Origin of the sequence: Nonomuraea sp. SBT364 (assembly GCF_001083785.1) — a bacterium.
Classification (GTDB): Bacteria; Actinomycetota; Actinomycetes; order Streptosporangiales; family Streptosporangiaceae; genus Nonomuraea.
Genome location: NZ_LAVL01000108.1, coordinates 16553 through 29489, shown reverse-complemented (window position 1 = coordinate 29489; position 12937 = coordinate 16553). Strand labels below are relative to the sequence as shown.

The following is a 12937-nucleotide window of genomic DNA, read 5'->3' as shown; positions in this document are numbered from 1 at the left end:
GGTGGGGTGCTGCTGGGGGGGGTGGGGGGCGGCGGCGGGTGGGGGCGGCTGGCGGCGGCCCGGCGGGCGGCGGGGCGGGGCGGGCCGGGGGTTCCCCGGCGGGGCGGGGGGGCGCCCCCGTCCCCGGCGGCGGGGCGGGTGTGGTTCCTGGCGCAGCTGGCCGAGCCGGGCGACCGCGGCGCCTACAACGTGCCGACGGCGGTGCGGCTGCGCGGGCCGCTGGACACGGCGGTGCTGCTGGCCGCCGTGCGGGAGCTCGCCGAGCGGCACGAGGTGCTGCGCACGCTGGTCGAGCAGGACCGCACCACGGTGGTGGACGCCGCCCTGGTGCCGGTCACGGTCGAGGACGTGACCGGTGACGAGCTGCCCGACCGGCTGGAGCGGGAGGCGTACCGCCCGTTCGCGCTGGGCGCCGAGCCGCCCGCCAGGGCGGTGCTGTACCGGCTCGGCGACGACGAGCACGTGCTGCTGCTGAACGTGCACCACATCGCGTTCGACGCCTGGTCGCGGGACGTGGCGCTGGCGGAGCTGGCCGCGCTGTACACGGCCGGGCTCGGCCTGGCGGAGCCGCCGGCGCCACCGGCGGTGCAGTACGGCGACTACGCGCGGTGGCTGGCCGGGCAGCCGGCGGGCGACGTGGGCTGGTGGGTGGAGCGGCTGGCGGGGATGGAGCCGGTGCTCGACCTGCCGGTGGACCGGCCGCGCCCGTCGGTGGCCGACTGGACGGGCGGCGAGGTGCCGGTGCGGCTGGACCCCGGGCTGACCGCCCGGGTGCGGGAGGCGGCGGCTGAGACCGGCGGGACGCCGGGCATGGTGCTGCTGGCGGCGTGGCAGGAGCTGCTGGGCCGGGTGTCGGCCACCGACGACGTGCCGGTGGGCCTGCTGGAGGCGGGCCGGCTGCACCCCGACACCGAGCGGATGCTCGGCTGCTTCGTCAACACGCTGGTGATGCGGGCCGACCGGTCGGGTGAGCCGACGGGGCGCGAGCTGCTGGCGCGCGTGCGCGACATGGCGCTGGACGCGTTCGGGCACCGGGAGACGCAGTTCGAGCGCGTGGTGGAGGAGTTGCACCCGGACCGCAACTTGGCGACGACGCCGGTCGTGCAGGCGGTGCTGAACCTCGTGGACACCCCGCCGTCGCGGCCGCGTTTCCCGGGCCTGGACGTGGAGGTGTCCGAGCCGCCGCTGCGGACCGCCAAGTACGACCTGAACCTGTCGCTGGCCAACGCCGGCGACCGCTACGAGGGGACGCTGGCCTACCGGGCCGACCTGTTCGAGGCGGGCACGGCGGCGCGGATGGCGGGCTGGTACGTGACCCTGCTGGAGGGCATGCTGGCCGGCCTGGACGCCCCGGCGGCGGCGGTGCCGCTGGAGCCGGTGGACGGGCCCGTGGCGGCGGGGCCGCGGCGGGAGTACGACCTGTCCAGGCCGCTGCACGCGTGGTTCGAGGACTGGGCGGCCCGTACGCCGGACGCGGTGGCGGTGTCCGGCCCGTGGGGCACGATGACGTACGGCGAGGTGGAGCGGCGGGCCAACCGGGTCGCGCACCACCTGGTCGCGGCCGGGGCGGGCGCCGACGACGTCGTGGGCATCCTGGCGGAGCGGCACGGGCCGCTGGTCCCGGCGATCCTCGGGGTGCTCAAGGCGGGCGCCGCCTACATGCCGCTGGAGCCGGCCTATCCGGACGACCGGCTGGCGTACATGGTGTCGTGCGGGGCGCGGCTGGTGCTGGCCGAGCGGGCGCTGGCCGGGCGGCTGCCCGGCGCGCTGGTCCTGGAGGACGTCCTCGGCGGCGACCTGCCGGAGACGCCGCCGGGCGTCGAGGTGGCGCCCGGCCATCTGGCGCACGTGCTGTTCACGTCGGGCTCGACCGGGCGGCCGAAGGGCGCGGCCGTCGAGCACCGGGCGGTCCTGCACTACCTGCGGGCGGTGGCCGAGCGCGTCGGCGGCCCGTACGGGTCGTGGGGCGTCGTGTCCACGATGGCCTCGGACCTGGTCATGACGTGCCTGTTCGGGGCGCTGCTCAGCGGCACGACGGTGCACCTGCTGGACCAGGAGACGGCCACCGACCCGGAGGCGTACGCCGGCTACCTGGCCGATCACCCGGTCGAGGTGATCAAGATGGTGCCGAGCCATCTGGAACTGCTGGCGGCGCACGGCGACCTGGCCGCGATGCTGCCCGAGGACCTGCTGATCCTGGCGGGCGAGGCCACCTCCTGGGAGCTGGCCGAGCGGGTCCGGGCCGCCCGGCCCGGCCTGGAGCTGCAGATCCACTGCGGGCCCACGGAGACGGTCGTGTCGGTGCTGAGCTGCACCGCGCCAGGCACGCCCACCGGGTCGGCGAACGTGCCCCTGGGCAGGCCGCTGCCGAACGTCGAGTGCCACGTGGTCGACGCGGCGGGCCGGCCGCTGCCCGCGGGGGTGCCGGGCGACCTGTGGATCGGCGGGCCCAGCCTGGCCCGCGGTTACCTGGGCCGGCCGGACCTGACGGCCGAGCGGTTCGTGCCCGACCCGGTGAGCGGCGCGACGCGCTGCTACCGGACCGGCGACCGGGTGCGGCTGAACGCCGGCGGGCTGATCGAGTTCCTGGGCCGGGTGGACGACCAGGTCAAGATCCGGGGCTTCCGGGTGGAGCTGGGCGAGGTCAAGGCGGCGCTGCACGACCAGCCGGGTGTGCTGGAGGCGGCGGTGCTGCCGGTCGGCGAGGCGCACAACCGCCGGCTGGCCGCCTGGATCGCACCGGCGAGCGTGGACCTGGCCGCGGTGCGGGCGGGGCTGCGGGAGCGGCTGCCCGAGTACATGGTGCCGCCCGCGATCATGACGCTGGACGCGCTGCCGCTCACGCCGCTCGGCAAGGTCGACCGGGCCGCGCTGCCCATGCCGGAGGTGGCCGCCGCCGGCGAGCGGGTCGCGCCAGCGACGCCGACAGAGGAGCGGATCGCCGCCGTGTGGGCGCGCGTGCTCGGCGCGGACGACCTGGGCGTGGAGGACGACTTCTTCGCGCTGGGCGGCGACTCGTTCATGGCGGTGCGCGCGGTGCGCGAGATCGACCCGGCGCTGCGGGTGATCGACCTGTTCACCCGGCCGACGATCCGTGAGCTGGCCGCGCACCTCGACGCGGGCGACGGCGGCGAACCGGGGCTGCTGCACCGGCTGGCCGGTCCAGCCGTGGCCACCCGTACCGTGCTGTGCGTCCCCTACGGCGGCGGCTCGGCCGCCGCGTACGGGCCGCTCGCGGCCGAGCTGGCCGCCCGTCACCCCGGCACGGCGGTGCTGGCGGTCGAGCTGCCCGGGCACGACCCGGCGCGGCCCGGCGAGGCGATGCTGACGCTGCCGGAGCTGGTCGGCCGGGTGATCGAGGAGCTCGCGCCGCTGTCCACCGGCCCCGTCGCCCTGTACGGGCACTGCGTGGGGTCGGCGGCGGCGACCGAGCTGGCGCTGCGGCTGGAGGAGGCCGGGGTGCCGGTGGCCGGGCTGTTCGTCGGGGGCAGCTTCCCCGACGCCCGGCTGCCGGGACGGCTGTCGGCCTGGTGGAACCGGACGTTCCCGGCCAACCGCTGGTCGTCGGACCGGTCGCAGCGCGACTTCCTGCGTACGCTCGGCGCGCTGGACGAGGACACCGGCGACACCACGATCATGCTGCGCGGGTTGCGGCACGACGTGGAGGAGGCGCAGGCGTGGTTCAGCGGCGAGCTGGCCGCCGCCGGCGCCCGCAAGCTGAGCGCGCCGGTGCTGTGCGTGATCGGCGAGCGCGACCGCTCCACCGAGCTGTACCAGGAGCGCTACCGGGAGTGGGGGGCGTTCGCCGAGCGGGTGGCGCTGGCCACGATCCCGCGCGCGGGCCACTACTTCCTCAAGCACCAGGCGACGCGGCTCGCCGAGCTGATCGACGCGCACCTGGCCGACTGGACGGCAGGCCGCGTGCCGGAGCCCGTCGCCGAGGCGGGGGTGGCCGGCGAGCGGGCACGCCGGGACCTGCGCCGCTTCTACACCGTCGCCGTCGGGCAGACCGCGTCGCTGCTGGGCAGCGCGCTCACCTCCTTCGCGCTCGGCGTGTGGGCCTACCAGGAGAGCGGGCGGGTTTCTGACTACGCGCTCGTCTCCATGCTGGCCACGCTGCCGTCGCTGCTGGCCTCACCCCTGGGCGGCGCCGTCGCCGATCGGGTGGACCGGCGGCTGGTGATGCTGGCCTGTGACGCGGTGTCGGCCGTCGCGACCGCCCTGCTGGTGGCGCTGCTGGTCGCGGGGCGGCTGGAGGTGTGGCAGGTCGGGATCGTCTCCGGCGTGCTGTCGCTGGTGACGGCCTTCCACCGGCCCGCCTACCTGGCGGCCGTCGCCCAGCTCGTGCCCAAGCCCTATCTGATGCAGGCCAACGCCGTCGCCAACCTCGGCACCGGGCTCGGCATGCTGCTCGCCCCGCTGGCCGGGGCGGCGCTGATCACGCTGATCGGCGTGCACGGAGTGGTGGCGGTCAACATCGTCACGTTCGTGGCCGGCCTGTCGACGCTGCTGCTCGTCCGGTTCCCGGAGCGGATGTTCCGGCGGCTGGAGGAGACGTTCACGCAGTCCGTGGCGGGCGGGTGGCGCTTCCTGGTCCGGCGCAGGCCACTGATGATCATGATCGGGTTCTTCGTCGTGGAGAACTACCTGGGCATGCTCGCACTGGCGATCACCGTGCCCGTGGTGCTGTCGTTCGGCGGCGTGACGGCCGTCGGGACGGTGACCGCCGCGCAGGGCCTGGGCGCGGTGCTCGGGGCGCTGGTCATGGTGTTCTGGAACGGCACCGAGCGGCGCGCGATCGGCATGGTGGGCTTCGTCAGCGGGTTCGGGCTGGGCATCGTGCTCATCGGGCTGCGGCCGTCAATGGCGCTGGCGGCGTTCGGCGGGCTGATGTCGTGGCTGTTCCTGAGCGTGCTGAACACGCACTGGCTGTCGATCATCCAGCTGAAGGTGGGGCTGGAGCTGCAGGGGCGGGTGCTGGCCACCAACCAGATGCTGGCGGTGTCGATGACGCCGCTGGCCTTCCTCACCGCGCCGCCGCTGTCGGAGCTGTTCGAGCCGCTGCTGGCACCCGGCGGGGCGCTGGACGGGACCGTCGCCGGCGACCTCGTCGGCGTCGGGCCGGGGCGCGGCGTCGGGCTGCTGCTCGCCGTCACGGGGGCGCTGCTGGTGCTGTGGGGCGCGCTCGGCCTGTGGTACCGGCCGCTGCGGCGGATGGAGGACGACCTGCCGGACGCGGTGGCGGGCGCCGAGATCGCCGACGACCTCGACGCCGTGCAGGAGGAGGCCGACCGGGAGCTGGCCCGCGCCGGCACCTGACGGCGCCCGGCGCCCGGCGCCGCCGGACAGGTCGGGCGGCGCGGGCGAAGCAGGCGGTCAGGCCGTCAGGCGGTCAGGCGGTCAGGCGGGCGGCACGATGACGCGCCAGGCCGACGGGCGCAGGGTCCAGGTGCGGTGCGGGGCGGGCGGGAAGAGCTCGCCGTCGGCGTTGGCCGGGGCGGGCTCGCCCTCGACGGTCACCGTGCTGCCCCGCACCGTCAGCACGTCGCCGCGCTCGGGGTGCCGGCCGCGCCGCAACAGCGCCCCGAACGCCAGCCGCGCCCACGGCGAGACGGCGTAGGAGACGACGACGTCCACCTGGCCGTCGTCGGGCCTGGCGTGCGGGGCGAGCGGGGTGCCGCCGCCGATGGAGACGCCGTTGCCGACGCCCACCATGAGGACGCGCCGCCGCCCGTCGCTGATCAGCCCGCCGTCCACCCGCACCCGCAGCCGCCACCCCCGGGTGCGCAGCCCGGCGAGCAGCGCGCCGGCGGCGTACGCGGCGCGGTGCAGGACGGGCTTGAGCGCCGCCGCCTGCTCCGAGGCGCGGGCGCCGACGCCCACGTGCACGGCGTTGACGACGACGCCGCCCCGGTCGTCGACGAGCAGGTCGAGGGCCCGTTCGCGGCCCCGCACGACGGCCAGCGCCGCCTCGCGGGGGTCGAGCGGGATGCCCAGGGCGCGCGCCAGGTCGTTGCCGGTGCCGAGCGGTACCAGCCCGATCGGCCGGGCGCCGAGCTCGCCGCGCTCCAGCAGCGCCGCGACCACCGCGTGCACGGTGCCGTCGCCGCCGAGCACGACGGGGACGCGGTCGGCGTGCTCGGCCAGGATCGCGCCGACGCCGCCGGGTTCCTCCAGGTCGGGGGCGAGCACGTCGGCCGCGCCGCCCAGCGTGTCCAGCACGGCCGCGCGGGTCTGCCCGTCGACGCCGCCGGCGGCCGGATTGCCGATCACCACGAGCCTCATGGCCGCTTGGTGCCCTCCAGCCCGCCGCCCTAACCTGGTTTCCCGCCGGGCCGGGCGGCCCTCGCGCGGGACACGCCTTCCCCTGGCCGGTGCGGCGTGGCACCCTGAGGCCGGGTCCCGTACTGACGGAGGGCGTGCCATCAGCGACGACGGCGTGCGGCGGATCGATCGGGCGGCGTCGATCCTGCTGCGGGTGCAGGCCGGGCACGACCCCGCCACGCTCGATCGCGCCGTGGAACTGCTGCGCGAGGCACACGAGACGCTCGGGCCCGGCCATCCGGAGCTGGGCCGGTGCCTGTCCAACCTCGGCGCCGCCCTGCAACTGCGTTACCTCCGCTCGGGGGCGCCGCGCGACCTGGACGAGGCGGTCGAGGTGGGACGCCGGGCCGTGGCCGTCACCGCCCCGGGCGACGAGGGGCGTCCCCTGTACGTGTCCAACCTGGGCAACGTGCTGCGGATGCGGTACGAGCGCTCCGGCGCGCCGGACGATCTGGACGAGGCGATCGCGGTGGGCCGTCAGGCGCTGGCCGAGAGCGCGCCGGACGCCCCCGGCCGGGCCGGCGCCCTGTCCAACCTGGGCGGCGCGTTGCAGTACCGGCATGCCCGCACCGGGTCGGCGGCCGACGCGCACGAGGCCGTGGAACTGGCCCGGCAGGCGCTGGCGGCGACCGCCCCCGACGACCCGGGCCGGGCCGTCAACCTGTCCAACCTGAGCAGCGCCCTGCGGATGCTCTACGGCCGGTCGGGCGCGCTGTCCCACCTGGACGAGGCCGTCGAGACGGGCCGGCAGGCGGTGGCGGAGCAGCCGGTGCCGGCCTACCTGCTGCTGAACCTGAGCGGCGCGCTGCGCCTGCGGTTCGCGCGGCTGGGTGACGGCGCCGACCTGGACGAGGCCGTGGCGCTGGGCAGGGAGGCGGTCGCCGCGACGCCGCCGGACGACCCCGCGCTGGGCGCGCATCTGGCCGAGCTCTGCGGGCTCCTGCAGTTCCGGGCGGGGCAGAGCGGCGCGCTCGAAGACCTGGACGAGGCGGTGGAGACGGGCACCAGGGCGGTCGCGGCCGCCGGCGAGGAAGTGGACCGGGGGATGCGGCTGTCCAACCTGGCGGGCGCGCTGCACTACCGGTTCCGGCGGACCGGTGCGCCGGACGATCTGGAGCGGGCGTTGCGCACCGTCCGGGAGGCGGTGGCTGTCACCTCCGCCGGCCATCCCGACCGGCCACGGCGGCTCAACCTGCTCGGCAGTGTGCTGCTGGAACGGTTCAGGCGGGCCGGGGCGCTCGGCGACCTCGACGGGGCGGTGACGTCGGGCCGTCAGGCGGCCGGGCTGTCCGGCGGCGAGGAGCAGGCCGGCTACCTGTCGACGCTGGCCCAGGCCCTGTACCTGCGCTTCCACGAGCTAGGGCGGGTGGCCGACCTGGACGAGGCGGTGGACGCGGGCCGCCGGGCGCTCGTCGCGCTGCCGCCCGGCCACCCCGACCGCGCCTGGTACCTGTCCAACCTGTCGAACGCGCTGCGCAGCCGGTCGGAGGGCACCGGGACGACGAACGACCTGGACGAGGCGCTGAAGCTGGCCCGGGAGGCGGTGGCGGCGGCCGGTGGCTCCCCGTATCTGGGGGCGTACCTGAGCCTGCTCAGCCAGGCGCTGCGGCAGCGTTACCTGCTGGGGGGCGGGCCAGGGGAGCTGGACGAGGCGGTGGAGGCGGCGCGGCGGGCCGTGGCCGTGACGCCGGCCGACCACCCGGACCTGGCCGAGTACCTGTACCTGACCGGGGCGGCGCTGCTGGATCGGCACCAGCGGTCGGGCGCCCCTGAAGACGCGGAGGCGGCCGCCGGGGTGTGGCGGCGGGCGGCGACGATGGAGACGGCGGCGGCGGCCACGCGGCTGCTGTCGGCCCGCTGGTGGGGCACGGCGGTGGCCGGCTTCCCGGCCGCGACGGGAGCCGGGACAGCGGCCGGCGCCGGGGGTGATGTCGCGCGGGCGGCCGACGGGTTCGAGCTGGCGGTGCGGCTGTTGCCGGTGGCCGTGTGGCGGGGCCAGGAGCGGGCCGACAGCGAGCACCATCTGGCCCGCTACGCGGGGCTGGGCAACGACGCGGCGGCCTGCGCGGTCGCCGCCGGGCGGGGTGAGCGCGCGGTCGAGCTGCTGGAGCAGGCCCGGGCGGTGCTGTGGTCGCAGCTGCTCGACACCCGCACCGACCTCGGTGACCTGCGGGTCGCCGCGCCGGAGCTGGCGGACCGGCTGTCCGCCGTCCGGGCCGAGCTCGACGCCCAGAGGATGTGAAACCCCGCCGGACGGCCGGGTCCACCGCCGTCAGGAGGTGGGGCAGGTGTCGGCGGGCCGGATGCCGGTCGCGGTGCGGAGGTCCACGCGGGTTTCGCCGCTGTCGGTGCGCAGGGTGAGGGCGCCGTCCGCGACCCGGACGATCGTGCCGCAGACGGTGCCGGCGGGTGTGGTCAGCTGGAGCGACGGCTTGGCCTTGGCGGGCCCGTACCAGGTGAAGGCGACGGCGGTGACGAGGAGGGCGGCGCTCAGCACGGCGAGCGCGATGCCGTGACGCAGCGCGCGGGCGGCGCGTACGGCCTCGTGGTGGTCGGCGGTCGCGCCGAGCGCGGCGCGGGCCGTGACGGACGGCCGGCCGTGGGCGGCCCACAGGAGGCGGAACGCGCCCCACGAGCCGGCCAGGAGGGCGGCGAGCAGGAGCAGGCCGACGACGGCGTCATAGGGGGCGGCGAGCTGGCTCACGTCGGAACGGCCCCTGATCAGGCCGAAGCCGAGCAGGCCGGCGAGCAGCCCGGCCAGGCCGTTGCGCCAGGCGAGTGCGGCCTCGCGGACGCGGGGCAGTTCGTCGCGGAGCGCCCGCTGGAGGGCCTGGGCGCGCTGGTGGGCGGCGCGGGTGGGGGTCCCGCCGGGCGACAGCTTGATCACGAGATCGTGAGGTTCCAGAACGCGCCGCAGCCGACGTAGTCCTGCGGCCGGTCGGCGTGCTCGGCGCCGCAGGTGCACATCATGGTCTCCTCGGTGCCGGGCGGTTCCTCGCCCCCGGTCGCGGCGGGCCGCCTGACGACCTGGTCGATGATCCGGTAGGCCATGGCGTGGCCGCAGCGGGGGCAGGTGCCGCGGAGCACGATCGTGTGCGGGTCGGGCTGTTCCACCTCGAAGGTGGCGGCGTGCGCCCCGTAGGCGAGGTCGGTGACCTCCTCGTACGGGGTGTCCTCGGCGGCGGGGGGCATCGCGTCTCCTCTCCGGGCTACGGCCCCGTGTGGGTGAAGGGCGTCCACAGGCTGGGCAGGGCGGGGTGGCGCTCGCGCAGCGCGCGGGTGGCGCGGTGGAGGGCGAGCGCGCTGCCGTCGGCGCGGAGCCGCCCGCCGCTCGCCAGGTCGCGGTAGACCGCCCCGAACACCTCGCCGGTCCCGGCGGTGTCGTGGACGGACCACAGGGTCCCGATGACGTGGCGGTATCCGGTGTAGTGCAGCGCCGCCGCCAGCGTGACGGCCTCGTCGAGGAGATCGACGCCGCCCGTGGCCGTCTTGCAGGCCGACAGCCCGGCGAACTCGGCGTGGTGGTGCCCGGCGCCGATGTCGGCGATCGTGAGCATCTCGTCGTGCAGCACCAGGCCGCCCCGGGAGGGGTCGGTGAGGTTCTGGTCGCCGTGACAGCTGAAGTGCGCCCACCGGTGCGCGGACAGCTCGCGCCGCACCGCCTCGCGCGTCGCCCCGCCGCCTTCCAGCACGGTACGCCGCCCGTCCGGGAACAGCTCGGCCAGCAGGCCGCTCTCGCCGGCCACGCCGGGCAGGAAGCGCTGCCCGGGAGCGTCGGCCAGCGCGACCACGAGCAGCCGTTCGGCCCCGGCCGTGGCGGGGTCGAGCGGCTTGCGGGCCTCCAGCAGGGCGCGCAGGGCCGGGGTGTAGGAGGAGACGACCCGGTCGAGCACCGCCTCGCCGGGGATCTCGTGGTGCCCGGCCGCGTGCAGCGGCAGGAGCGTCAGCGGCCCGGTGGGGCACCACCACAGCCGGGGCCACGGCTCGCCGGGGCCGGGTGCGGCGTGGTGGCCGAGTTCGTCGAGCACCGGCCGGGCTACCACGTCCCAGAGCCAGCCGAGCAGCCCGGCCAGCATCTCCTCGGTCGCCGTCCGGGCGTCGCGCAGGGCGAGGGCGGCCCGGTGTGCGGCCTGCCGATCGGCCATCGACCCGCTCGCCCGGACGCGGCGGCGGGCGGCCTCGTGCTCGTCGGCGGCCCGCTCGGCCTCGTGCAGGGTGCCGAGGTAGTGGTTGGCGTGGTCGGCCGCGTCCTGGGCGGTGAGGCCGGGCAGCGCCCTGACCGTGACGCCGCCTGGCCTGACGATCAGCGCGTCGCAGCGCCACTGGCTGACGTTCACGGTCACGACGGGCCCACCGGCCGCAGCCGGGAGGAGGCGCTCCAGGGCGGGCGGCCGGAGGAAGTCCGTGAACCCGTCGAGGCGGCGGACCCGCCTGACGAGGCCGTCCCACTCGCGCGCCAGCGCCATGCGCCGGTCGGCCGAGCCGGCCAGGTCGTCCATGCGGGCATCATGCCAAACCGCCGCCCGCCCGGTCACTCCCCGCGTGAGGAAGGAGTCCCGCGGGACGTGTTTCGGCAGTATCACGTTCCGTTTAAGTACGTCCCCAACTCTTGGCAACAAGCTTCCGGACACTTAGGGTGCAGTGCAATGCCACACATTACTGGAAAGATCGAGGATGTCTAAGCAGGTCAAGCCATATCACCGAGCACAGGCGGGGGCCGTCCGGACGTCCGCCGGCGCCGTTCGGCCGTTGGCCGGGGTCCGCATCACCGGCGGTCTGCTGCACGACTGGCAGCGCCGGAACGCCGCCGCCACGATCCCGCACACGATCGAGCAGCTCCGCGAGGCGGGCAACCTGAGCAACCTGAGCCGCCTGCTGGAGAAGGACCCAGCCCCCTACCGAGGCCGCTACCCGTTCCTGGACACCGACCTGTACAAGACCCTCGAAGGGCTGGCGTACGAGCTCGGCGGCGACACCGGGAACGCCGAGGTACGGGAGTTCTACGAGGAGGTCGTCGGCCTGCTGGAGCGGGCGCAGGCGCCGGACGGCTACCTCAACTCCTTCTTCCAGGACCCGGCCGCCACGAAGAAGCCGTGGGAGGACCTGGCCTGGGGGCACGAGCTGTACAACCTGGGCCATCTGATCCAGGCCGCGGTGGCGGCCAACCGGCGCATGGGCGACGACCGGCTGCTGCGGATCGCCACCCGCTTCGCCGACCTGGTCGTGTCGCGGTTCGGCGAAGGCGGCGAGGAGGTCACCTGTGGCCACCCCGAGGTCGAGATGGCGCTGGTCGAGCTCTACCGGGAGACCGGCGAGCGGGACTACCTGACGCAGGCCCGGCTGTTCGTCGAGCGGCGGGGCGCCGGGAAGCTCAAGCACAGCATCTTCCCGGGCGACTACTTCCAGGACCACCTGCCCTTCCGCGAGCTGCCGGCGGTGACCGGGCACGCGGTGCGGATGGCCTACCTGGCGTCCGGCGCGGCCGACCTGCACCTGGAGACCGGCGACCGCACGCTGCTGGAGGCGCTGGAGCGGCTGTGGGACGACATGGTCTCCGGCAAGCTCTACATCACCGGCGGGCTGGGCAGCCGGCACTCCGACGAGGCCATCGGCGACCGCTACGAGCTGCCGTCCGAGCGGGCCTACAGCGAGACGTGCGCCGCCATCGCGACCATGCAGTGGGCCTGGCGGATGTTCCTGACCACGGGCCGCGCGCCGTACCTGGACGTGTTCGAGCGGGTGCTCTACAACGCGTACGCGGTCGGGCTGTCGGCGGACGGCAAGGCGTTCTTCTACGACAACCCGCTGCAGCGCCGCCCCGACCACGAGCAGCGCAGCGGCGCGGAGGACGGCGGCGACCCGCTGCGCCGGGCCTGGTTCGGCTGCCCGTGCTGCCCGCCGAACATCGTGCGCTGGATGGCGCAGCTCGGCGACTACGTGGCGGCGGAGCGCGACGGCGCGGTGCTCCTCACCGCCTACACGGGCGCCCGGATCGAGACCGGCCACCTGGACCTGGTCATGGAGACCGGCTACCCGTGGGACGGCGACGTGCGCGTCACCGTCGAGCGGGCCGAGGCGGGCCCGTACGCGCTGGTCCTGCGGGTGCCGGCATGGGCGCGGGACGTGACGCTCACCGTCAACGGCGAGCCGGTGGAGGCCGGTGCGCGCGACGGCTGGCTGTCCGTCGAGCGCGCCTGGACGGCCGGCGACGAGGTGCGGCTCGGCCTGCCGATGCCGGTGCGCGCGCACGGCTCGCACCCGTACCTGGACGCCACCCGGGGCGCGGTCAGCCTGGCGCGCGGACCGCTCGTCTACTGCGTCGAGCAGCAGGACAGCCCGGTGCCCGTCGACGACCTGGTCGTCGGCGTGCCGGAGATTGTTAGCGCGAACACCGATACGGCCGAGCACGAGCTGCCCGGCGCGGTCGTCCTGCGCGTCGCGGCGTCGGCCGCTCCCCCGCGTTCCGGCGAGCTCTACCCCGAGCTGCCGCTGGAGCCGCGGCTCCCGGAGGCGACGGTCACCGCGACCTTCGTCCCCTACTTCCTGTGGGGCAACCGCAGCCCCGAGCCCATGCGGGTGTGGGTCAGGACCCCGTGAGCACCCGAACCTACGG

The 12937-nt window shown here is 75.9% G+C and carries 7 protein-coding genes; 3 read left to right on the top strand and 4 right to left on the bottom strand.

All coding sequences use genetic code 11. From position 1 onward, the window contains the following. Window positions 1–21 precede the first annotated feature (21 nt). The gene (locus ADY59_RS33340) at window positions 22–5319 is read left to right on the top strand and encodes a non-ribosomal peptide synthetase/MFS transporter (RefSeq protein WP_231619012.1); all 5298 of its coding nucleotides are present in this window, start codon (window positions 22–24) and stop codon (window positions 5317–5319) included. A gap of 81 nt (window positions 5320–5400) precedes the next feature. On the opposite strand, the gene ADY59_RS33335 is transcribed toward ADY59_RS33340, so the two are convergent. Continuing rightward, window positions 5401–6285: a diacylglycerol/lipid kinase family protein gene (locus ADY59_RS33335; RefSeq protein WP_049570743.1), complete on the bottom strand. Its 885-nt coding sequence runs from the start codon at window positions 6283–6285 to the stop codon at window positions 5401–5403. A gap of 154 nt (window positions 6286–6439) precedes the next feature. Here ADY59_RS33335 and ADY59_RS33330 point away from each other — a divergent pair, with 154 nt between their 5' ends. Beyond that, the gene (locus ADY59_RS33330; RefSeq protein WP_049570740.1) at window positions 6440–8566 is read left to right on the top strand and encodes a tetratricopeptide repeat protein; all 2127 of its coding nucleotides are present in this window, start codon (window positions 6440–6442) and stop codon (window positions 8564–8566) included. Between the two features lie 30 nt (window positions 8567–8596). Here the strand turns inward: ADY59_RS33330 and ADY59_RS33325 are convergent, their stop codons facing one another. From ADY59_RS33325 to ADY59_RS33315, 3 genes are read right to left on the bottom strand one after another with little or no spacing between them, the layout of a single operon-like run. Next, entirely contained in the window at window positions 8597–9211 is a 615-nt protein-coding gene (locus ADY59_RS33325; RefSeq protein ID WP_156325884.1) for a hypothetical protein, read from the bottom strand. Next, window positions 9208–9516: a hypothetical protein gene (locus ADY59_RS33320; RefSeq protein WP_049570737.1), complete on the bottom strand. Its 309-nt coding sequence runs from the start codon at window positions 9514–9516 to the stop codon at window positions 9208–9210. The genes ADY59_RS33325 and ADY59_RS33320 overlap by 4 nt, the downstream gene beginning before the upstream one ends. 17 nt (window positions 9517–9533) lie before the next feature. Next, on the bottom strand, window positions 9534–10823 hold the full coding sequence (locus ADY59_RS33315; RefSeq protein ID WP_049570735.1) for a CHAT domain-containing protein: 1290 nt from the start codon (window positions 10821–10823) through the stop codon (window positions 9534–9536). Between the two features lie 250 nt (window positions 10824–11073). Between ADY59_RS33315 and ADY59_RS33310 the strand changes: the two genes are divergently transcribed. Further along, window positions 11074–12921, top strand: a complete 1848-nt coding sequence (locus tag ADY59_RS33310) for a glycoside hydrolase family 127 protein (RefSeq protein ID WP_197093975.1) — start codon at window positions 11074–11076, stop codon at window positions 12919–12921. The last annotated feature ends 16 nt before the right edge of the window (window positions 12922–12937 follow it).